A 22,801-nucleotide genomic window follows, 5' to 3' on the forward strand; every position below is an offset into this window, starting at 1 on the left:
GCGATCCGGATGTGGCATGCCGTGGCAGGCGAGTGGTTCGACACGGTGCGACGGGCGGGGCCGCCCGGGGTGTCCCGAGTCGATTCCGATGTCGAGTCGGAGCAGGTCGACGCCCCGTCGGCGGCGCGGAACCGACGTCGGTTCTCGGCGTGCTGATCTCGCGGTCCGTACGGTGGCGCGTTCCTCTCGGCCGTCATCGGCGCTCCTCGTCGACGTCCGTGCCCGGTCGCCGTCCGACTGCGATGAACGGCGCCGATGCCGGTTCGATGCGCCGAGAACCCGATCTCGGGTGCTCGTCGCCGTGGTGACGGTGATCCGGTCCTCGAAGCAGCCTCGAGCGGCCGGTCTTTAATTCACCGGTGTGACGAATCAACTGATTATCGCGAATGTTCGTCGCTTCGATGGAAGCACGATGAATAGTGTGTCGTCAATGGTCCGATCAGATCGCCGTGGCGCCTCGGGAGAAATCCTATTGGCCTGACATTCTCGTCGCTCGAGGGTCGGCTGCCCGCCCAGATCGGGAATCCGGACACGCGGCGGCGGCCGACATCGAGACGGATGATGTCGGCTCGTTCGTCGCGGCGTCGATCTCGGCAGGGCCTCCCATGCTCGTCTCTGATGTCGTGGACTCGATACGGGCGTCCGAGCGCGGGCCCCGCCCGAGAACTCCGCCCGAGAACTCCGCGCGGGTGCCCCTCGGGCGTCACCGCCCGGTCGGCCTCGGCCGCCGCCGTGCCTGCATCGCCGCCAGAACCGACAGGACGAGCCCGACGAGCGCGGACTCCGGATACCCCGCCAGCGTGCCCGCCACCGCGATCGCCGACGGCGGCAGCCAGGTCCATGTCGAGATCATCCGAGGCCGACCGCCGCGCCGTCGCCGCGCGGCCTCCACCACCATCGGGACCACCAGCGCGGGCACGGCCGCCGCCAGCAGTACCAGCCAGTCGGCCATGAGCCGGTCCACCCGCAGGATCGCCAGGGCCAGTCCCGGCACCGCCACGAGCCAGGGCAGCAGCCCGGCGGGCAGCGCCGCCAACCGGCCCAGCGCCAGCGATCCGGAGTGGACACAGGCCAGCGTCGGCGCCACCACCGCCACCGCGAGGAACAGGTTCGCCGCCGCCATGCCCTGCGGGCCCGCCAGCGTCGCCACCACGTCACTGGAGCCGGTGGCCGCGCTCATCCCGGCTCCGACCACGGCGGCCAGCAACGCGGGCACCACCAGCAGACCCACGCACCAGGCCAGGTCGCGGCGCCTGCGCAGGCCGACGGTGAAGTCCGGCGCCCGCATCGCGAAGACCGACACGTAGCCCAGGAAGCCCGCCAGGTCCACGGCGGTGGAGCGCGGCCCGGCGGGCTGCACGGTCACGGGCACGCCCGCGGGCAGCGCGCGCAACGCCACCAGACCGATCAGAACGATCGCGCTGCCGGTCGCGACGATCGCCAGCGCGTTCCACCGCCCGCCTCCGACGACGATCACCCCGAGCAGCGGCGCCGCCAGCGCCACCGCCGCGGCCCAGTCGGGCAACCCGGTCAACGCCCCGAGCGCGGCGCCGCCGAGTCCCACGTTGAACCCGAACCAGCCGATCATCGCGAGCGTCATCGACAACGCCACCGCCCGATCCGCCACCGGCGGCAGATAACGGGCGGAGGCGACCGACAACGTCGAGTTCTCGCCGTGGGGCGGCAACAGCCCCAACAGGCCCTGGCCCGCCAGCAGCGCCGCCATCAACAGACCGCCCGCGAGCAGGACCACCAGCGGCAGGACACCGTCGTGCCGCTCGGCGACCTGCGCGCCCAGCACGAGCGCGCCGGGCGCCGCGCCGATGCCCAGCCAGGCGCCCGCCGCCGAGGGCCAGCGTCGGCCCGCCACGGCACCGCCCGGCGCGGCGGTCACCGCACGGCCCCCGTGGACGGACGCGCGGCGGCGTCGACCCGGCGGACACGGTGGGCAGCGGTGAGACTCATGGTGGTCGGAGATGCGACGGTCGGACGAGGGTCGGCTCGCGGGCCGGCCGCCGGTGGCAGGCAGACCCGACAGCGACCGGCGTAGCTGCCGGCGTGCCGTCGGCCGCCGTGTGGACGGCCCACGCGGGGACGAACGGTGCCCAGACGGGCCGCGGGTCGCGGCGGCGTCAACCGCCGCGACACCGCCCGGCCGCCGCGCCCCCGTCCCGCCGGGACCGTCATAAGGTCAGCTCGGGCACGGCGAGACGCCGGCCGTCCGCCCACGATCGCAGCCCCAGCTCGGCGAGCTGCACGCCCCGCGCCCCGGCCAGCAGGTCCCACCGGAACGGCTCGTCGTCGACGACGTGGCGGAGGAACAGCTCCCACTGCGCCTTGAAGCCGTTGTCCATCTCGGCGTTGTCGGGCACCTCCTGCCACTGCGAGCGGAAGTCCTCGGTGGCCGGGATGTCCGGGTTCCACACCGGCTTCGGCGTCGTCGACCGGTGCTGCACGCGGCAGCGGCGCAGCCCCGCCACCGCGCTGCCCTCGGTGCCGTCCACCTGGAACTCGACCAGCTCGTCGCGGAACACCCGCGTCGTCCACGAGGAGTTGATCTGCGCCACGATGCCGCCGTCGAGCTCGAACGTGCCGTACGCGGCGTCGTCGGCCGTGCACTCGTACGGCCGGCCCTTCTCGTCGAACCGTCGCGCCACATGCGTCGCGCCGAGACACTGCACGGAACGAATCGGCGCGAAGATCTCCTCCAGCACATAGCGCCAATGACAGAACATGTCGGTGATGATTCCGCCGCCGTCCTCGGCGCGATAATTCCAGGACGGCCGTTGCGCCTCCTGCCAGTCACCTTCGAACACCCAATAGCCGAATTCGCCGCGTACGGAGAGGATTCGACCGAAGAATCCGCCCCGCACGAGCCGATCCAGTTTGCGCAGTCCGGGCAGGAACAGCTTGTCCTGCACCACGCCCGCCTTCACCCCGGCGTCCCGGGCCGCCCTCGCCAGCTCCAGCGCTCCCGCCACGTCCGCCGCCACCGGCTTCTCGGTGTAGACGTGCAGTCCGGCGGCGATCGCCGCCCGAATCGCCGCGGCCCGGCCGCTGGTGACCTGGGCGTCGAAGTAGATCTCGGCGTCGGGCTCGGCCAGTGCTGCGTCGAGGTCGGTCGTCCAGCGCTCCAGGCCGTGTGCCTCGGCCAACGCCTGGAGCTTCGCCGCGTTACGCCCCACCAGCACCGGTTCCGGCCAGAGCCGGGTGCCGTCGGCGAGCGGGAGTCCGCCCTCGGCCCGGATGGCCAGGATCGACCGCACCAGGTGTTGTCGGTGGCCCATGCGTCCGGTGACGCCGTTCATCACGATGCCGATGCGTCGATCGCCCGTGCCCGCCATGCCTCGTCCTCTCCGCAGCTCCTCGTGGATGGCTGTGTGCTCGTGAACTCGTGTCGCGTCGCTCCGCCGCCGACCACTCCGCCGACCGCGCAGCCGTCGCGAGCCCGCCCTCTCGCACGGGACGGGGCGCCGGCTGAGGACGGCAGGCCGGCGAAAGGCCTGCGCCAGGGGCAGGCCTCTCCGGTGTCGTCTTCGGCTTCGGACTGATCGGGCACCCGCCGGCCGCCGCGCCCACGTCGAGCGCCGCACGACCGCATGGGCCCTCGACGTCGATCCGCCGACGTCGATCAACGACGTGGAGCAGCGATGACACCCGACCGCACCGTCGTCGCTCCGCCGACCGCTCCACGTCGCCTCGTCTCGCCTGCGAGGAACCGCGAGAAGCGCAGGCCCGCCGGACCGGATGCGGGCCGAGGCCTCGGCGTGCGACGCCGGGCTCGATTCGACGAATCCGCCCGACATGGCGGGGCACCGACCGTCGAGGCGGCCGAGGTCCACGACCCCGTCGGACGACGCGCCGAGCCCCGTACCGGCGCCGGTACGCGACCGGCCCCGCACCGCTCGGTGCGGGATCGCCCGGACTACTCCGCGGCGTCCGCCGCGCCCAGCAGCTCGCGGATGCGACCGCTGGCTCTGGCGAACTCCGGATGCACCAGGGTCTCGGCGTAGTCCCGCTCCTGGGGCAGGTTCACGTCGATGATCTCGGCCACGGTGCCCGGCCGGGCGGTCATGACGACCACTCGGTCCGCGAGGTAGACGGCCTCGGCGATCGAGTGCGTCACCAGCAGGACCGTCGTGCGGGTCTCCTGTCGAATCCGCCGCAGCTCGACGTTCATGTGCTCCCGGGTCAAGGCGTCCAGGGCGCCGAACGGCTCGTCCATCAGCAGGACCGGCGGCCGGTGCAGCAGGGCCCGACACAGCGACACCCGCTGCTGCATGCCACCGGAGAGCTCGTGCGGATAGGCGTCCTCGAAACCACGTAGCCCGGTCATCCCGATCAGCTCGTCGACCCGCGCGGCCGCCTGCGCCGACGGCATCCGCCGCATCTCCGCCTGCAGGGCGATGTTGCGACGCACCGACCGCCACTCCAGCAGGGCCGCCCGCTGGAACACGTAGCCGACGTCGCGCCGGGGCGCCGTCACGGCCTCGTCCAGCAGCCGCACGTCTCCGGAGGAGGGACGCAGCAGACCCGAGACCAGCTTGAGCAGCGTCGACTTGCCGCAGCCCGAAGGCCCGACGATCGCGACGAACTCCTCGGCGTCCACCCGTAACGACACGTTCTCCAACGCGGTGACGTCGCGCTTCTTCGTACGGAACCGCACCGCCACGTCGGAGATGTCCACGGCGGGCATCCCGGCGCCCCGGAGGTTCGCGGGTCGCTCGGCCTCACTGGTCATGCTGCCGCCCGTCATGCGAGTCATGTGATCATCCCTCCGGTGCGAACGAGGCGTCCCAGTAGACGGAGGCGTCCTCGGCGTTGTCGATCACCCCGGCATCGGCGAAGATCTCGATGGTGGCGTTCCAGTCGGCCTCGTCGTTCACGCCGGGCGGCAGGCCCTCGGTCGCCTCGGTGTGCAGCAGTTCGAGGGTCGCCTGGAACTGCTCGGTGAGGACCTCCGGCGACGGAAGCTGCTCGCTGGCGCCGCTCATGGCCTCGATCACCTCGGCGACGTCGGCCTCGCTCGCCCGCGCCCAGGACTCGCTGGACGCGGCGACCATCCGCCGCACCAGGTCCTCGCGCTCGGTCAGGTTCTCCGTCGCGGTGATCAGGCCGTTGCTGAAGAAGTTGAGGCCGTGGTCGGCGAAGCGCAGGTAGGACACGGGACGGTCCGCGCTCTCCTGCATCGTCGGCCCCTGGTCGGTGGCGAAGCCGAGCAGCGCGTCGGTCTGGCCGGAGATGACCGCGGCCATCTTGCCCGCCGGGTCGGTGTTCTGCAGGGTGACGTCGTCCTCGCTGAGGCCGTTGATCTCCAGGAACGTCGGGAAGGTGGCGCTCAGCGCGTCGCCCGCCGTGCTGGCGATCGTCTTGCCCCGCAGATCGTCCGGCGTCTCGATCTCCTGATCGCTGAAGAACTGCGCGGAGGAGGGCGTGGTCTGCAGGAACACGCCGACGCTGGTGACGTCGAGGCCCTGCGCGACACCGGCCAGCACCGCGGGGGTGTCGGCCCAGCCGAAGTCCGTCTGGCTCGCGGTGGCCGCCTGGACGGTCTTCTGTGAACCTTGACCGGCCTGAATGGTCAGGTCGATGCCGTGTTCCTCGAAGATGCCCTGGTCCACGCCGTAGTAGAACGGGGCGTGCTCCCCGTAGGGATACCAGTTCAGCGTCAGGGTGACGACGTCCAGCTCGACGCCGTCGGCGTTGGTGGTCGTCTCGCCCCCTGAGCCGCCGCAGCCTGCGGCGGCGAGCGACACCGCGACGGCGCCGACCACGAGCCTGCTGACCTTCATGAGGAGCCTCCTTGATCCTGGCGGAAGGTGCGGGAAGTACTACGTGTCCTCAAGTCGTGCTCGCGACGTCAGAACGTGGTGGCCGAGGCATTCGAGCGCCTGCTGGCGTGCCACGGGAGCAGGAAGTGCTCCGCGACCTCGACGAGCACGAACAACGCCACGCCCAGCAGCGACATCACCATCAGACCCGCGAACAGCACCGGTGTGTCGAGGTTGCCGTTGGCCTGGAGGATCACGAAGCCCAGGCCCTCGTTCGCTCCGACGAACTCGCCGACGACCGCGCCGGTGACGGCCATCGTCGCCGCGATCTTGAGGCCGGAGAACAGGTGGGGGAGCGAGGCGGGGAAGCGGATCTTCCAGAACGTCTGCGCGGGGCTCGCCCCCATGGTCGCCGACAGCTCCAGCATCTCCGGGTCGATGGACTTCAACCCGGTCACCATCGAGATCACGACGGGGAAGAACGCCATGAGGACGGCGACGACCACCTTGGGCTCCAGGCCGAAGCCGAGCCAGACCACGAACAGCGGCGCGATGGCGATCTTGGGGATGACCTGCGCGAACAGCAGCAGCGGGTACAGCGTCTTCTCGATCGTGCTGGAGTAGACCATCACCACCGCGGCCAACACGCCGACGGCGGCGGCGATCACGAAGCCGAGCACCGTCTCGTAGGTGGTGACCAGGGTGTTGTCCAGGAAGTACTCCGGCCGCTCGGTGATCGCGCGCAGCGTGTCGCCGGGCGACGGGACCAGGTAGGGCTCGACGAGCTCGGCCGCGGTCACCGCCCACCACGCGGCGAAGAGCACCGCCAGCAGGGCGACCGGCCGCCAGGCCTGGTCCACGAACCCGGCCAGCCGCTCGGCCACACCGGGCCTGCCGCGTTCGGAGACTCCGCTCACCGTGGGCGAGGGAGCGCCCTCGGCATCGTCGATGGTGCTTCGCGCGGTCATGACCCTCCGTTCGATTCGATCATGTCCTTCGCCAATCCCGATCGGTGCCCGAGAGCGCGTTCAATGATCTTCATGAAACTGCCGAAAGCGAGTGGGAAAAGGTGCTGCCACCGTGCGGAAACCGTTTTGGAAAGCGCTTACTGCCGTAGAGTAGGCAGCCGGGCCGGACGTGGTCAAGACGTTTCACATAGGAGAACGGCTGAACGAATCCGCCTCCCGCGCGCGGCGCCCGAGGCCGAGTCGTCGGGATCGCACCACGCTGCCCGCCGCGGCGTCCAGAGGCGGTTCGACACCGTCGAACGCCGACGCCGCCCAGCCTGACCCGAGGATCGAATGTCCGTGATCTCCGGCCGCGAACCTGGCGTCGTGCTCACGCGGCCGCTCCACCGGCGACCGAGGGGTCGCATGGCACGCCGCGCCGGCCGCGTGGTGCCGGCCGCGGGACGTCTGGGCGTCTGGGCGTCTCGACCTCGGTCGAGACGCCCAGCGGGAGCGGTCGTCGGCGGACTCGGTCTCGGAGCGTTCCTGTCGAGCGCGACGTCCCGTCGGGAGCGGGTCGATCCGGCCCGGCGCGCTCCTCAGCGCGTCCGGCGACGAAGCCCCATGCCCCCGTGTACGGAGCTGAGCTCGGGCAGACGCTGAACGTCCGGCCGCCACCGCGTGACGTCGACGACGCCGGGCAGCACCACCTGGAGGCCCGCGTCCGCCAGCCACCGACGCAGCGCCTCGGGCGACCGCAGCGTGATGGGCGTGGACGTCGCCCGATACAGCTCTTCCAGCCCCTTGGTCACCTCGGGCGGCTTCACGTTCGTGCCGTGCGAGAGGGCGACCAGCGAACCGGGCGCCACCGCCTCGGCATAGCGCGCGATGACGTCGCCCGGCCGGTCGGCGTCGGGGACGAAGTGCAGCACCGACGTCGCGAGCACCGCCAGCGGGTCGCGCAGGTCCAGAATGTCGGTTGCCCTGGTGAGCACGTCGTCCACGTCTCGCAGGTCTGCCGGCGTCACGGTCGTCCGCTCCACGCCGCGCAGGATCGCCACCGAGTGCGCGACGGCCACCGGATCATGATCGACGTAGGAGATCCGCGTCTCCGGGTGATAGCGGTGCGCGATCTCGTGGACGTGCCCCCGGCTGGGGATGCCGGAGCCGAGGTCGAGGAACTGTCGGATACCCAGATCCAGGGCATGGACGACGACCCGACGGAGGAAGTCGCGAGTGGCTCGGGCGGACTCCACCAGGTCGGGATCGATCGCGATGGCCTGATCGGCGAGCGCCCGGTCGGCCGCGAAGTTGTGGGCGCCGCCCAGGTAGTAGTCGTACATCCGCGCCACGTTCGGGACGTCGAGGTCGATCCGGTCGGAGAATCGACTCCGCCTCGCCTCGGCATCCGCGAAGGTCATCGAGCCTCGCCTGTCATGCCCTCCAGGATGCGCGCGTCGACGGTCGTTCGCAGGGCGACGGCCGACTATCGGCCATTCGCATTAATCAGTTCAGTTTGGAATGAGACTAATTGGTTCGCGCCCGGTGACCGGACGGAACAGGTCCGGAACGCGTACGGCCGGTGAGTGCGGTCAGGTCTACAAGGGGACTGTCCCGCCCCGCGGGTGTCGCAGGCGTCGTGCCGGTCCGACGCCGCGGAGTCGGAGTTCCTCGCGACCTTCGCCCGCCTTCTCGGCGCGGAGTCGCCCGGACTGTGCCGGAGCTGCTCGTCGGGCGGCCCGATGCCGTCGGATGACGACCGTCCCGCCCGGCGGCCGGTCGGGACGTCCGGCGAGCGCTCGTCCGAAGCGGCGACGTGCTCTCGCCGGACGGTCGTCGCCGTCGCCGACGGTCGCCAGGAGTCGGTTCGACGAGCGGGCCTCGGTTAACCTGTACTAACATTGAGGTTCGAGGAGGCGCTGGATCATGATGCCGGAGTGGAACGCCAAGGAGCTCACCGTCGGCCAGCTCGCGGCCAGAAGCGGGGTGGCCGTCTCCGCCCTGCACTTCTATGAGCGTCAAGGACTGATCAACAGTAGACGGACCTCTGGAAACCAGCGGCGTTATCGGCGAGACACCTTGCGTCGAGTCGCCTTCATCCGGGTCTCGCAGCGCGTCGGAATCCCGCTCGCGGCCATCGGCGAGGCGCTCCGACGCCTGCCCGACGAGCGGACTCCCACCCGGTCGGACTGGGAGACGCTGTCCACGGGATGGCGGGCGGAGCTGGACTCGCGTATCGAGCAGCTCGTCCGGCTGCGGGACGACCTCACCGACTGCATCGGCTGCGGCTGCCTGTCGCTGGACAAGTGCGTGCTGTCCAATCCGCACGACGAACTCGGTGACCAGGGCCCCGGCGCCCGCAGGCTGGAGTGCACCCCTTCGGAGGGCGCGGCGGACTGCGCCGCGTCCTCCACGGCGGCCGCCTGCGCGGACGGCGAACAGCCGGCCGGCCGGGCATCTTCGGTCTCCGGGGCGGTGCCCGGCTGAGAAGCCGGGCCCCCGTGGCGCGCAGGCGGCGGCAGGCGATCGCCACGGCGGCCCGCGACCGGCTGTTCGCGTGCGTCGGTACCGGGCCGCGGCCCGTCGCCCGCGCCAGGGAGGATCAGGATGCCCGCGCGTTCTCGTTCGCCGACACGTCGGCCGCCGCGACCGCCGAGTCCTCGGTCAGCGCGGTGCGGATACGGGCGACGAGGTCGTCCGCGTCCACCTCACTGTTCGCGGTGCCGAGTTCGGCCACCATCGCGGTGAGGACGTCGACCTGCTTGCGCAGGGCGACGATCTGGAGGTAGGTGTCGCCGGGGTACTTCTGTCCGCTCTGTCCGGGGGTGAGGTCCTGGTAGAGCCGGTTCATCCGGTTGCGGATCTCGGTGAGCACCAGCCAGACCTCGCCGGGCGGGTGCGAGTTGGCCAGCCCTTGACGGAGGGTGTCGCGGACCTCGAACAGTGCCTTGTGCTCGTCGGGGGTCATGTCGTCCTCCAGATCGTCGTCGGATGCGGCCAGGCGGTTGATCTCGCCGATGCGGGCGTGGGCGTGACGGCCGGGGCAGGCGGTGGACGCGCCGGGCGCGTCCCGGTGTCCGCCGTCGAGCTGGTCACGCCGCCACCAGCCGCGCGCCGTGCCGTGGCGGAGCAGCCAGGCGACGGCGCGGACCTGGCCCTGCGTCATCTCCTGGGTCTCGTAGTTGCCGATCAGACAGATCGCGCGGGAGATGTCGTTGCGTCCGCCGGTGTGCGCGCCCTGCCGGTCGACGCTGTGGCCTTGATAGATCGCGCCCGTCGAGTCGATCGCGAACGTGTACGAGATGCCGCCGCCGAATCTCGACTGTCCGACGTCCTCCAGGGCCCGCACCGCGGCCGGGCCGGTCCCCGAGGTGACGCTGTGATGCAGCCACACCTCCTGAGCGGGGAGCGGCGCGGCCCGGAAACCGTCCGGATGGCGGGCGCCCCACGCGGCGCGACTGATGATCTCCATGGTGTGACTCCTCCTCGGTTCGACCGTCCAACCCGGTGGGCGAGGGACCGCCCGGGATGCTCGGCGATGCGACCGGCCGGGCGTCGAGGTACGCGGAACGGGGCACGGCACGATCCCGACGGACGGCGACCTCGCGACGGGACTCCCGGCGGCCTGGGTGTGCTCGGGCCCCCGATCGGGCGGCGGGTCGGTTCGTCGCGGCCCCCGCGTCTCAGGCCCTCCTGGTCGGATGGCGGGGCATCGGCGGGCCCGCCGTGCCCGACCGGCCTGCCGAGCGCCGGGTGCGGTGGTCGCCCGCCGTGCCCGCGTGATGCCGAGGCCGGGCGGGGACCCGTCGGCCCGCGGTGGTCATGTCAGCCGTTCTCCGTTCTCGTCGGGCATTCGACGGAATGCCTGGTGGAGTCTCCAGTCCGCCGACATTCGACGAGCCGCGGCGGGTGAGAGCCTGGCCTGGTGGTCGGTCGACGAATCGGAGTCGGCCTTGGTGAAAGGGTAACCGGCTCGGGATCCGATTGGCTATCGTCTGGTCCGTACGGATTGAATTATTCGCCCGAACGGCCGCTTGTTCACGCCGATTTCATATGATGTCAAGACGGCGGAGGTGATCGGCTCGTGATCTTCCGTTCGGGTGTGGTCGGCGTTGTGACCAGGAGTTATCGCCGTCTGATCGTCTCCTTCCGCAGTCGTGGGGTGTCTGCGATGTCCTTTATGTGGCGACTGTGTCCTGGTGTGTCGGCTGCTCGATTCGACCAGCGATCGGTCGGCCCGATCGGGCTTCGCATCGTGCGGCCGATGGCCGCGAAACCGCCGAAGCGCGCGCGGGTGACCGGAGCACGGAGTTCGACAGGGCTTCCGGCCGAGAATCGGTTCTCTGCCACCGTGCTTCTCGAGCGTTCGAGTCGGTCGGGCGCGTCGGAGAATGGGTCCGGTGATCCGCCGTCGTGTTCGTGATAAAGCAGCTCGCGGCGTCGGCGTGATCGTGTTGTAACACGGGCCGGCGGTCGATCGATCTGCAAGGTGTGTGACTCGCGCGAGGCGCGACCCGATCCGGACATCGCAGACTGATGGAGTGGTGCGGGCAGTGATCGGCAGACGGCAGCAGCTTGAGGTGCTCCGGCGATGTGAGGAACGCCTGCGACAGGACCGCGTCGGAGCCATGGAGCGTCTCTCGGGCCGCGGCGGCACCGCCGGACGCGGCGCCGGGACGACGGGTGCGCGCGGCATCCGGACAGCCGGGTCGGTGATCGCGGGGCTCGTTCGCCGCGATCCGGAAACGGTCGCCGGGTCGGATCGGGCGGCGGAGGCCGAGGTGCGTCGCCGTCGCCGCAGGCTCGCCAAGGCGGGTCGGGCGCTGCGGTCCGCGTCCCCGCCCTCCGCCGGGCGGGGACGGCCGAGTGGCGAGCCCTCGGGCGGCGGTGAGCTCGCGCAGCTGCTGCTGCGTGCCTACGACGACGTGGCGGCCGCCTGCGGTCGCGATCTACCCGGGACCGGGTTGGCCGCCGCGTTGGATCGACTGGACCGCGCCGTCGACGTCATCGACCGGATCGGCTCGGCGATGGCGGTTCGCGTCGCCCCGGCGTACCACGCCCTGCGACGACGCGAACTGGAACTGGCGGCGGGCGCGCCGGCCGCCGTATCGGGTCGGGCAGCCCCGTCCGCGCCTCCGCCTGGGCCCGCCGCCCCGTGAGGTCCGTCCCGACGGGAGACGAGGCAGTCCGATCCACGCCGGTCGCGACACGGAAGGCGGCTCGGCGGATCGAAGAGCGGAAGGCGGCCTCGGACGCGGCCGCCGGTGCCCGAGAAGCGGTGCGGGGCTCGTGGGCCACACACCACGAACCCCGCACCCTGGAAGCCGTGGGGACGGTTCCCGCACCGTTGCGAGCGTGGCGACCTCCCCGAAAAGGCCGCCTGCTCACACCTGTCCCGCTCCCACGGACGACGATCCGACGCCCGGTCGGTCGCTCATTCGGTCAGTTCTGCTCCACCTTCACCCAGTCGACGAGGTAGCGCGCCTCCTCGGCGGCGACGACGTCCACCGTGGACTGCGGGATGCCGTGATAGGGCACGCTCACCCCGTTGACGCCGTGCGGGTAGTCGCCGCCGAGCGCGAAGTTCAAGAGAAGGAACTGGGGGTCGTCGTAGACCCACGGCCCGTACCGCTCGACCTCGGCGCGGCTCACCGTGTAGATCTGCCGGTCGTCGATGAAGAAGGTGAATCCCTGCGGCGACCAGTCGACGCTGTAGACGTGCCAGTCCCACGGGTCGAGTCCGTCGAAATACTGCCGGGCATGCAGGGGAGTGTCACCGGAGTAGCCGGGGCCGTGCAGCGAGACGTTGGTGAACGGCTCGCCGACGCTTTCCATGATGTCGATCTCACCGCTGGCAGGCCAGGGCGTGCCGTGGCCGATGCTGCTGCCGAGCATCCACGCGGCCGGCCACAGCCCGGCGGCCTGGCTGCCCTGCGGCAGTCTCAGTCGCACGGCGACGTTGCCGTAGGTCCAGTCGTGCCTGTCCTGAGTCTTGATCCGGCCGGAGACGAAGTCATAGGTACGGCCGTCGGGTGCGACGGTGCCCGGGCGATACCGGGGATGGACGGCCAGCGCTCCCGTCGCCCCCTCGACGTCCTGGACGGTGTAGAGCACGTCCGGCGAGTCGATGTAGGCCTGCTGTTCGTTGTTGACCGTGCCGAAATTCGTCCCGGTGACCTCGACGGTCCAGTTCGACCGGTCGATGCCGGGGCCGGTGAAGTCGTCGAAGAAGACGACCGCGGCGGCGTCGGCGTCGGTGTCGTCGGCGGACTGTGCTCCCGCCGGGAGCACCGGAAGAGCGACCAGGAGGGCGGCCGCGGCTCCGAGCGCCTGCACGGCGCGACCTCGTCTCATGGAGGCTCCTTCTCCTGATCGTGCGGCCGCCGCCCCGCTTCGCGCACCACGTTCCTCGTGAACGATTTTCTGGAAGCAGACGTTAGCCGTCGCTTGATCACCGTCACCAGGGGCGGTCGCGGCTGAATCGATTCCGCCGGTCGGAGATTACCTCGAATGGCAGAGCGGCGGCGGCCCCGGCACGGCGAGGTCGAGACCGAGCCGTCGGGCGAGCGGGTCAGGCGCCGACGCGCTTCGATCGTTCCCGGATGAGCCCGGCCAGCAGGACCGCCCCCAGCATCAGCACCCCTACGGTGGTGAAGACGGTGGTGAAGGCGCGAGTCAGCCCGTCGACGACCGGGGCGACCACCAGCGGGTCCAGCTCGGCCAGGAACGAGGTGTCGTTCAGATCCACCGAGCCTGTGCGGAGTTCCGCCACCAGGGCGGCCTCCGGCGCGCTCAGCGCCGCGTCGTCGGAGATTCGGGCCGCGAACTCGGGCGAGGCCATCGCTGACCGGAAGGCCGCCGTGATGCGCTCCCCGCTGACGGTGAACAAGAGTGACAGCGCGACCGCGGTGCCCGCGACGCCGCCGAGCTGACGAGAGAAGCCGGAGAGGGAGCTGGCCACCCCCATCTCCGTCCGATCGACGCTGTTCTGCAACGCCGTGAGCACCACCTGGAAGTACATGCCCGTGCCGAGCCCCAGCACCGCGAGCACCAGACCCGCCTGCCACAGCGCCGGCGTCGCCGCGAGACCGAGCAGCAGGTAGGAGCCCGCCATGATCGCCAGCCCGCTCGCGAGCAGAACGGTGAACCGGCCGGTCCGGGCGATCACGGGACCACAGAGCATCGCGCCCAGCGTCATCGCCAACGCCTGCGGGAGCAGCAGCAGACCGGCCGCGGCGGGGGACATGCCCAGCACGATCTGGAGATGGAGCGGGACGAGCGCCATGCCCGCGAACATGCCCATCCCGCCCAGGAAGTTGACGATGTTGACCAGCGCGAAGGCAGGCCTGCGGAAGAGCCGCGGTGCCAGCAGAGCCGCGTCACCCATCCGCCGTTCCACCTGGACGAACACGATCAGGCCGACCACGCCGACGCCTGCCGCCGTCAGCGCGGCGGGCGACGTCCATCCCCATTCGCGGCCCTGTTCGGCGAGGATCAGCAGCGGCACCACGCCCACGACGAGGGTCACGGCGCCCCACCAGTCCACCCGGTGATCGACGCGGGGCGTGTCGACTCGGAACAGGCTGCCGACGACGACGATCGCGAGAACGCCCAGCGGGACGTTCACCAGGAAGACCCAACGCCAGCCCGCGATGCCACCCAGGGTCTCGGTCTCGGCGAACAGCCCGCCCAGGACGGGTCCGAGCACGCCCGCGAGGCCGAACACGGCGCCGAGCCTGGCCTGGTAGCGGACTCGACGATCCGGTGGCAGGAGGTCGGCGATCACGGCCATCGCGAGCGGGAGCAGACCGCCCGCACCGAGGCCCTGAACGCCGCGGAACACGGCGAGCTGGTACATCGACTGCGCGACGGCGCACAACAGGGAGCCGACGGTGAAGAGGCTGATCGCGATCAGGTAGAGGCGTCGACGGCCGAAGATGTCCGACAGCTTTCCGTATAACAGCGTCGAGACGGTCATCGTGATCAGGTAGGCGGTCGTCACCCACGCCTGCAGGGTCAGCCCGCCGAGTTCGTCGGCCACGGTGCGCAGCGCCGACATCATGATCATCCCGTCGAGCGCGGCGAGGAACACGCCGAGGATCAGCCCGGCGACCACGGCGTTGACGGTTCGCCTGCTCGGCTCGGTGATCTCCGCCGTCGTCATCGACCGCCCCCGAGGCTCCTCGGCGCCGGGACGGAGACGCGGGCCGTGCCGGACGACCGGAGTCGCCATGCCCGGCGGACCCGGACCGCCGGGGCGGCTGACGCGGGCCCTCCGGCCGGTGCGCCTGCCGCGAGAAGGACTCGACAGGCGACGAACCGGTCGACTCCACCCGGCCCGCGCCCGGACGAGCCGTCCATGCCCGGTACGTCCAAGCCAGGTCTGCACGGATCAGGTCTGCTCGACGGAGATCCGCCGGGGCGGAGTCTGCCGGGCCGGGCCGTGCCGGTGTGCGGCAGCCGCCCGGCCGCGACGGTGGTGGATCGAGCTGCCATCGCGAACGGCCCTTCGTCGGCGGGCGCCGGAGTCGAACCGGCTACGCGGAGAAGCGTAGAAGGCACCACTCGAACGGAGATCGAGCGCGACGCCGCCGGCTGCTCGACTTCGCTCGGCCGCGCGCTCCGTTCGCCCGCCGGGCCGCCCGCCGATCACTCCGGGCGCCGGCTCACCGGAGGTCGTGACCTCGCGGGTGCGGCCGAGCAGCCGACTTCCGCAGCGCCCGAGGTCTCGCCACCACGGAGTCGGCATGGTGTCGTCCGCCGAAGGCGGGACGGCCGAGGGCAGCCTGGTCGTCTGCCGCACGGGACGCCGTCCTCCCCACGGGTCCGCCCGCGCGGTCGAGCACGAGGAGACGTCTCCCTCTACCGTGTCCGCACGCCGGAGTGCACGCCTGACGAGAAGCCGACGACGGCTGCACCCGGTCTCTGATCGCCGTCGGCTCAGCCGTAGACGCCCTGGATCGCCCCTCCCGCGATCGCCGTGACGATCTTGAAGCACTTCATGGCCTCGGTCATCGTCGGCGCGTCGAAACCGACCCGGCGGACGTCGAGCTGCTCCACCGTCGGGATCACCGCCGTCGCCGCCGCCAGGTGCGCGGCGTCGAACTCCACCTCGATCCGATGCGGAGCCGTCGCGCCCGCGGACCGCCCGGCCGAGGCCATCCCGTGCTCGGCCCGCGCGGCGATCAGGGCATGCGCGCCCGCGGGCGGCAGGCAGATCGCGGCATACCGGCTCACACACTCCTTCACGGGCGCCAGCGCGGCCGACGGCGCGTAGCTCGTCGCGTCCATGCACGTCTGGTCGTCGCCGGTGACGAGGATGACCGGCACCCCGTGCTCGGCGGCCAGCGCCGCGTTCAGTCGCCCCTCGCTCGCGTGGACGCCGTCGAGCCAGACCCCGGTGATCGAGTTCTCCAGATAGGTGTGGGACAGCACGCCTTCCGCGCCCGCCGCGGCGTGGTATCCGAGGAACACCACTCCGTCCATTCCGGAGTCGATGCCCTGCATCATCGACAGCGGCTTGTGGCGCCCGGTGAGCAGCCGCGCCCGCTCGTCGAGATCCTCCAACAGCAGGTTGCGCTGCGACGAATGAGCCTCGTTCACCAGGACTTCGGTGGCGCCCGCCGCGTACAGCCCGCCCACACAGGCGTTGACGTCGCCGGTGAAGACACGGCGGAACCGCTGCCACTGCTCGGTGCCGGGGCGGACGTCGTCGGTCCAGGTGACGCCGGTGGCGCCCTCCATGTCGGCGGAGATCAGGATGCGCATGCCGTACAGCGTAGGCACCGGCTCCGCCGCGGCCGATCACCGACGCACGCCGCGCCCACGTCCGTGGGCAAAGCACCTGTGCCTCGCGGCGGACGGTCACCCTGGAGAGGGATTCCCACTGTCGCGTCCGCTCGCCGCCGTGCCTGCCGCGACCGCCCGAGATCTCGTCCGCCCGCCCGGTGTCGGTCGCCTGACCGGCCGCCGAACGAGTCGAGGCGGCGGCCCTGATTCCGGTGCGGCGAAGATCAGGTCACGGCTGTGCGCGGGCAGACGAAAGTGGATCGGAAGTCATTGACTCGCCTGGTGTCAGGGTGGTTGGTTTTCTCCCACTGGGTGGAAAGGGGCTCACCGGATGAGAGTCAGATCAGGCGTCATGGCGGCAGCCGTCGGGATGATCGCGGCCGTGACGGCACCCGCCGTCGCGCCGGGCGTGGCGGGCGCGGAGACGGCGGAGACGGCGGAGTCGTCGACCGTGCTGCGGGTGGCGGTCACACAGAACATCGACTCGCTCAACCCGTTCATCGCGATCTTCGCCTCGTCCACCGAGCTGATGCGGCTCATGTACGAGTTCGTCACGCTGCCCTCGGCCGAGGACCAGTCGCCGATCGGCGGACTCGCCGAGAGCTGGGAGACCTCGGACGACGACCTGACCTGGACCTTCACCATCCGAGACGACGTCCAGTGGTCGGACCAGGAGCCGGTCACCGCAGACGACGTCGCCTTCACCTACAACCTGATGCTGGAGGACGAGGCCGCCCGCACCGCCAACGGCAACTTCGTCAGCAGCTTCGAGTCCGTCGTCGCCGAGGACGAGGACACCCTGGTCATCACGACGCGGACACCGCAGGCCACCATGCTCGCCCTGGACATCCCCATCGTCCCGGAGCACATCTGGTCGGAGGTCGACGACATCGCCTCCTTCACCAACGACACGATGCCGGTCGTGGGCAGCGGCCCGTTCATCCTGACCGAGTACCGGGCCGAGCAGTTCATCCGGATGGAGGCCAACCCGGACTACTTCCGGGGACCCGCGCAGATCGACGAGCTTCAGTTCCTCTTCTACCGCAACTCCGACGCGGCCGTGCAGGCCCTGCGGACCGGCGAGGTGGACCTGGTCAACCGGCTCACCCCCGCGCAGGTGGACGCGCTGCGGGACGTGGAGGGCATCGCCGTCAACGAGGCGCAGGGCCGTCGATTCTACGAGCTCGCCACCAATCCCGGCGCCGCGACCCGAGACGGCACCCCGATCGGCGACGGCCACCCCGCGCTGGAGGACGTCCGCGTCCGGCAGGCGATCAACCAGGCCATCGACCGCGACGTGCTCGTCGACCGGGTACTGGGCGGATACGGCGAGCCGGGCGCGGGTTACATCCCGCCGGTGTTCGAGGACTACCACTGGACGCCGTCCGACGAGCAGCGCTGGGACTTCGACCTCGACGCCGCCAACGAACTGCTCGACGAGGCGGGCTATCCGATGGGCGACGACGGCGTCCGTGTCGACGGCGACGACCGGCCGCTGTCCTTCCGGCTCTACGGTCGCAGCGATCGCGCGTTCGACACCCAGGCGGGTGAGTTCGTCCGGAACTGGCTGGGTGAGATCGGCATCGAGGTCGACCTGCAGATCATGGCCGGGACCCGGCTCAACGAGTTGACCGGTGACGGCGTCTACGACCTCGCGTTCAGCGGCTGGGCGGTCAACCCCGACCCCGACTACGTGCTCGGCATCCAGACCTGTGGCCAGCGGCCCGGCGCCGACGGCACGGGCGGCACGACCGACGCCTTCTTCTGCGATGAGGAGTTCGACGAGCTGTACGCCGCGCAGCTGGCGGAGTTCGACCCCGAGGCCCGCAGACAGCTCGTCGCCGACATGCAGGAGCTGTTCTACGAGCAGTCCTCCTCCATGACCCTCTTCTACGAGAACGCGCTGGAGGCGTACCGGTCCGACCGGTTCGCGTCGTTCCAGGTGCAGCCCGATCCCGGCGGCGTGATTCGGGAACAGAACGGATACTGGGGCTACTACGGCGCCCAGCCCGCCGACGGCGCCGCCGGCGGCGGCGAGGGCGGTGTGTCCACCGGCATGGTCCTGGCCGGGATCGGCGCCGTGGTGGTGCTCGGCGGCGGGGCGGCCGTGTTGATCGCCCGACGTCGTCGCGCTACGGCCGACGATCGGGAGTGACCTGGTGAGTGATGTGCTCGCCCCCTCCGAGTCCCTGGGCGACGCTCAGGACTCGGAGGGGCGTTCAGGGGGCGGCGGCCTCGTCCGATATGTGGCGAGCAAGATCGCGGGTGCGATCACGAGCCTGGTCCTGGTGATCCTGCTCGGGTTCTTCCTGTTCCGAGTGCTGCCCGGAGATCCGGTGCAGACGATGACCAGGGGCCGGGCGGTCAGTCCGGAGCAGATCGCGGAGCTGCGGGAACGCTTCGGGCTCGACCTGCCGCTGTGGCAGCAGTTCCTCGACTATCTGTTCGGCGTGCTGCGCGGCGACCTCGGAGTGTCGTACTTCTACAGCAGGCCGGTCTCCGACCTGATCGCCGAGCGGTTCTGGCCGACGGTGCTCCTCGCGGGCTCGGCCACCATCCTGGCCGTGCTGCTGGGCATCTGGCTGGGCACGCGCAGCGCCTGGCGGCACGGGAGTCGGTTCGACAAGACAGCGACGGGTGTGGCGCTGACCCTCTGGTCGGTGCCCACCTTCTGGCTCGGCCTGATCGTGCTGATGGTGTTCGCCGTCGGCGTCGGTCCGATCCCCGGCATGTTCCCCACCGGCGGCATCACCTCGCCGGACACCCCGCCGGGCGTCATCCCCTATGTGCTGGACGTGGCGCATCACCTCGTGCTGCCCTGCATCACGATGGTGGCGGTGATCTTCGCCCAGTACCAGATGGTGATGCGCTCCTCACTGCTGGAGGAGATGGGCGCCGACTATCTGACCACGGCGCGGGCCAAGGGCCTGCGGGACGACCTCGTCCGACGCAGGCACGCCGTGCCCAACGCGATGCTGCCGACGGTGACGCTGATCTTCCTGCACCTCGGCCTCGTGGTCTCCGGCGCGATCATGGTCGAGACGGTGTTCTCCTGGCCGGGTCTCGGCCTGCTGACCTACCAGGCGCTGGACGTGCCCGACCTGCCGTTGCTGCAGGGCACGTTCATCGTCCTCGCGGGTGCCGTCGTGGCGATGAACCTGGTCGCCGACCTTCTCTACCGATTCCTCGACCCCAGGGTGCGTGCCTCATGACCGAGACGCGAAGTCCCAGCGACGACGGCGTCTCGGCGGGCAGGCCCGCCGGGTCCGGCGGAGCCGCCTCGGGTGGCGTGAGGCAGGGCGGTGCGGCGCCGGGCGGTGCTCAGCCGGGGGGGAGCCGCGAGGGCCGCCGCGGTCCGAGGGCCATCGCCTGGGCACGCCGCGGGCAGGCCTTCGCCAAGGGCTGGGCGTCCTTCCGGAGCCAACGGGCGGGCCTGGTCGGCCTGATCGCCCTGGCGGTCATCGCCCTGCTGGCGGTGGCGGCGCCGCTGCTGACCGACGCCTCCGGGCTGGACGTCACACAGGCCACGGCGGACCGGCTGGAGCCGCCGAGCATGCGGTACTGGCTCGGCACGGACGAGAACGGCCGGTCGGTCCTGCTCCTCACCTGGTGGGGGGCCCGGATCTCCCTGCTCGTCGGCCTGGCCGCCACGGTCCTGTCCGTGGGCATCGGCACGCTCGTCGGCGTGCTCGCCGCGCACTTCGGCGGTGTCACCTCCGCGATGCTGATGCGGATCACCGACTTCTTCCTGGTGGTTCCCTCACTCGTCCTGGCGATCGCGCTGTCCACGGTGCTGGCCAGGGGTGTGGGCACCATCGTGCTGGCGATCGGCCTCACGGCGTGGCCCACCACCGCGCGGCTCGTCCGCGCCCAGACCCTCGCGGTGGAGGCCAGGCCGTACATCGAGCGGGCCAAGGCTCTGGGCGCGGGCCACGGTCACCTCATCGGCAGCCACGTGCTGCCGGGCGTGCTTCCGCTGGTGTTCGCCAACACCACCCTGGCCGTCGCGAGCGCCGTGATCGCCGAGTCCACGCTGTCCTTCCTCGGTCTCGGCGACCCCACGCAGGTGTCCTGGGGCGCCATGCTGAAGTCCGCGATGGACACCGGCGCGGTCACCGGCGGCGCCTGGTGGTACCTGCTGCCGCCCGGACTGGGGATCGTCACGGTCGTGCTGGCCTTCACCCTCTGCGGCAGGGCCTTGGAGACAGTGCTCAATCCACGTTTGCGGGGGCGTTAGGTGACCTTGCTCGAGCTGAGAGACCTCACGGTCGACTACGAGTCGACGCGGGGACCCGTTCCCGCCGTGCGCGGGGTGAACCTGAGTCTGGACGCGGGGCGGACCCTCGGTCTGGCGGGCGAGTCCGGCTGCGGCAAGAGCAGCGTGGCGATGTCGGTGCTGCGGCTGCTGCCGCGCACGGCCCGACTGGGCGGCGAGGTGCTGCTCGACGGCGAGGACGTGCGGACCATGTCCTGGAGCAGACTTCGGGCGGTGCGCTGGGCCGGGGCCTCGGTCGTCTTCCAGGGCGCCATGCACGCGCTGAACCCGGTGCGCACGATCGGAGAGCAGATCGCCGAGCCCATCCGGCTGCACGGGCTCGACGCCTCCTCCGTGGCAGGCTCGCCGGGGACCGGCTCGACCTCGGCGGCCGGTCCGACGGCCGGGAGCGGGACCACCCGGCCGAACGCCTCGACGGTCGATCGGCGGGTGATCGAACTGCTCGGCCAGGTCGAGCTGCCCGCCCATCGGGCGTCTGCATACCCGCACGAGCTGTCCGGCGGCCAACGGCAGCGAGTGATGATCGCCATGGCCCTGGCCTGCTCGCCTCGGCTGATCATCGCGGACGAGCCGACCACGGCACTGGACGTCATCGTGCAGGCCCAGGTGTTGGAACTGCTGGGCAGGCTGGTGGCGGATCGAGGCCTCGGCCTGATGATGATCAGCCACGACCTCTCGGTGCTCGCCTCCTGCTGTGAGCGACTGGCGGTGATGCACGACGGGCGAGTCGTCGAAGAAGGTCCGGCCAAGACCGTGATCGCCCAACCCGAGCACGCCCACACCCGCGCGCTCGCGGCGGCGTTCCCGGAGGTCGGGGACCCGGCCTCGCGGCTGACCTCGGGCCGTGCGGAGGTCGAGATCGAACCGACCGTCGAGCCTGCCGCCGGACCGGTGACGGACCGTGACGCGGCGTTGCCGCCGACCGACGCGGGCCGCGGTCCGCTGCTGTCGGCCACGGGCGTCTCCGTGGTCTTCCGAGGCAGACACGGCGGCCGGACCCGCGCGGTCGAGGACGTCGACCTGCACGTGGAACGCGACGAGATCGTCGCCCTGGTCGGACAGTCCGGGTCCGGCAAGACGACCATGGCCCGCTCACTGGTGGGACTTCAGCCGTTGGCGGCGGGCCGGGTGCTGTTCGAGGGCAGACCGCTGCCGACCGGCGGGCGAGGCCTTCGGGACTACCGGCGTCAGGTCCAGCTCGTCCTGCAGGACCCGACCGGGGCGTTGAACCCGCGCCACAGCGTCTACGAGTCGGTGGCGGAGGGGCTGCGGATCCACCAGGTCCCCGGAGACGAGCAGGAGCTGGTGGCCGCCGCGTTGGAGCAGGCCGAGCTCCGTCCTGCGGAACGCTTCTTCACCGCGCTGCCCGACGAGCTCTCCGGCGGCCAGCGGCAGCGGGTCGTGATCGCCGGGGCGCTGGCGCTGTCCCCGAGGATCCTGGTCGCCGACGAGCCGGTGGCCTCCCTGGACGCCTCGGTGCGCGGCGAGATCCTCGCGCTGCTGCTGAACCTGCGCGTCCGGCTGGGACTGTCCACCCTCGTCATCACCCACGACCTCGGGCTGGCCTGGGCGATCGCGGATCGGGTGGCCGTGATGTATCGGGGTCGGATCGTCGAGACCGGCACCGTCGAGGAGGTGCTGTCCGACCCGCGGCACGAGTACACCCGGCGGCTCCTCGCCGCCGTCCCCGCTCCGTTGGCGCGTCATCGACCGGATCTGCTCGGGACGCCCGCGCAGGACATCACGGTGACCGATCCGGCGGCGCCGGACGGGGAGCGGGAGTCGAGGCCCGCCGCGGGCGCGGCGGCGGGAGGCGTGGTCGCCGACACCTCGCGTCGTGTCGCCGCCCGGCCCGCGGGCGACGATCCGATCGACGGCGAGCCCGGCGCCGCCGACCTGACCGCGGTGGGGCCCGCGGGCGGCGACCCGACGGGCGGTGCCGAGCCGACGTCGGGCGGCGAGGCCGAGCGTCCCTGACCGCCACTGTCCGCCGAGAGACGAGGGGACCAGGTCCGAGG

The 22,801-nt window shown here is 71.2% G+C and carries 15 protein-coding genes and 1 pseudogene; 6 read left to right on the forward strand and 10 right to left on the reverse strand.

The window, feature by feature from the left end; genetic code table 11:
• Positions 1-703 precede the first annotated feature (703 nt).
• The 6 genes from AHOG_RS13125 to AHOG_RS13150 all read right to left on the reverse strand — a co-directional run bounded on the left by AHOG_RS13125 (position 704) and on the right by AHOG_RS13150 (position 8,139).
• Entirely contained in the window at positions 704-1,894 is a 1,191-nt protein-coding gene (locus tag AHOG_RS13125; protein WP_093941615.1) for an SLC5/6 family protein, read from the reverse strand.
• Between the two features lie 289 nt (positions 1,895-2,183).
• Positions 2,184-3,344 (reverse strand): Gfo/Idh/MocA family protein, encoded by a 1,161-nt coding sequence (locus AHOG_RS13130; RefSeq protein ID WP_093941616.1) that lies wholly within the window; start codon positions 3,342-3,344, stop codon positions 2,184-2,186.
• Between the two features lie 581 nt (positions 3,345-3,925).
• Positions 3,926-4,741, reverse strand: a complete 816-nt coding sequence (locus AHOG_RS13135; RefSeq protein WP_093944416.1) for an ABC transporter ATP-binding protein — start codon at positions 4,739-4,741, stop codon at positions 3,926-3,928.
• 28 nt (positions 4,742-4,769) lie between these two features.
• Complete coding sequence (locus tag AHOG_RS13140; RefSeq protein WP_093941617.1) at positions 4,770-5,792, reverse strand: ABC transporter substrate-binding protein; 1,023 nt, start codon at positions 5,790-5,792, stop codon at positions 4,770-4,772.
• Positions 5,793-5,860: 68 nt separating this feature from the next.
• Positions 5,861-6,739 (reverse strand): ABC transporter permease, encoded by an 879-nt coding sequence (locus AHOG_RS13145; protein ID WP_093941618.1) that lies wholly within the window; start codon positions 6,737-6,739, stop codon positions 5,861-5,863.
• Between the two features lie 578 nt (positions 6,740-7,317).
• Positions 7,318-8,139: an SAM-dependent methyltransferase gene (locus AHOG_RS13150; RefSeq protein WP_093941619.1), complete on the reverse strand. Its 822-nt coding sequence runs from the start codon at positions 8,137-8,139 to the stop codon at positions 7,318-7,320.
• Positions 8,140-8,647: 508 nt separating this feature from the next.
• Between AHOG_RS13150 and soxR the strand changes: the two are divergent.
• Positions 8,648-9,088 (forward strand): annotated as a pseudogene (gene soxR / locus AHOG_RS13160) (redox-sensitive transcriptional activator SoxR); the annotation flags it as partial.
• Positions 9,089-9,320: 232 nt separating this feature from the next.
• Here the strand turns inward: soxR and AHOG_RS13165 are convergent.
• Positions 9,321-10,190 (reverse strand): peptidoglycan recognition protein family protein, encoded by an 870-nt coding sequence (locus tag AHOG_RS13165; protein WP_093941622.1) that lies wholly within the window; start codon positions 10,188-10,190, stop codon positions 9,321-9,323.
• Positions 10,191-11,259: 1,069 nt separating this feature from the next.
• Here AHOG_RS13165 and AHOG_RS13175 point away from each other — a divergent pair.
• Positions 11,260-11,877, forward strand: coding sequence for an SNIPE associated domain-containing protein (locus tag AHOG_RS13175; RefSeq protein ID WP_157736800.1), 618 nt, complete (start codon positions 11,260-11,262; stop codon positions 11,875-11,877).
• Positions 11,878-12,160: 283 nt separating this feature from the next.
• Here the strand turns inward: AHOG_RS13175 and AHOG_RS13180 are convergent, their stop codons facing one another.
• From AHOG_RS13180 to AHOG_RS13195, 3 genes are all read right to left on the reverse strand, one after another.
• On the reverse strand, positions 12,161-13,072 hold the full coding sequence (locus AHOG_RS13180; protein WP_093941625.1) for a glycoside hydrolase family 16 protein: 912 nt from the start codon (positions 13,070-13,072) through the stop codon (positions 12,161-12,163).
• 217 nt (positions 13,073-13,289) lie between these two features.
• Positions 13,290-14,882: a DHA2 family efflux MFS transporter permease subunit gene (locus AHOG_RS13185; RefSeq protein WP_169725854.1), complete on the reverse strand. Its 1,593-nt coding sequence runs from the start codon at positions 14,880-14,882 to the stop codon at positions 13,290-13,292.
• Positions 14,883-15,658: 776 nt separating this feature from the next.
• Complete coding sequence (locus AHOG_RS13195) at positions 15,659-16,486, reverse strand: M55 family metallopeptidase (RefSeq protein ID WP_093941628.1); 828 nt, start codon at positions 16,484-16,486, stop codon at positions 15,659-15,661.
• A 352-nt stretch (positions 16,487-16,838) separates the two neighbouring features.
• Here AHOG_RS13195 and AHOG_RS13200 point away from each other — a divergent pair, with 352 nt between their 5' ends.
• The 4 genes from AHOG_RS13200 to AHOG_RS13215 are packed head-to-tail and all read left to right on the forward strand — an operon-like array spanning position 16,839 to position 22,760.
• Positions 16,839-18,662 (forward strand): ABC transporter substrate-binding protein, encoded by a 1,824-nt coding sequence (locus tag AHOG_RS13200; RefSeq protein WP_245856726.1) that lies wholly within the window; start codon positions 16,839-16,841, stop codon positions 18,660-18,662.
• 4 nt (positions 18,663-18,666) lie between these two features.
• Positions 18,667-19,719, forward strand: a complete 1,053-nt coding sequence (locus tag AHOG_RS13205; protein WP_093941629.1) for an ABC transporter permease — start codon at positions 18,667-18,669, stop codon at positions 19,717-19,719.
• On the forward strand, positions 19,716-20,744 hold the full coding sequence (locus tag AHOG_RS13210) for an ABC transporter permease (protein WP_169725855.1): 1,029 nt from the start codon (positions 19,716-19,718) through the stop codon (positions 20,742-20,744). Before AHOG_RS13205 ends, AHOG_RS13210 begins: the two co-directional genes overlap by 4 nt.
• Positions 20,745-20,750: 6 nt before the next feature.
• Entirely contained in the window at positions 20,751-22,760 is a 2,010-nt protein-coding gene (locus tag AHOG_RS13215; protein ID WP_221438357.1) for an ATP-binding cassette domain-containing protein, read from the forward strand.
• Positions 22,761-22,801: the final 41 nt, after the last annotated feature.

Source organism: Actinoalloteichus hoggarensis (assembly GCF_002234535.1).
Taxonomy (GTDB): Bacteria; Actinomycetota; Actinomycetes; order Mycobacteriales; family Pseudonocardiaceae; genus Actinoalloteichus_A; species Actinoalloteichus_A hoggarensis.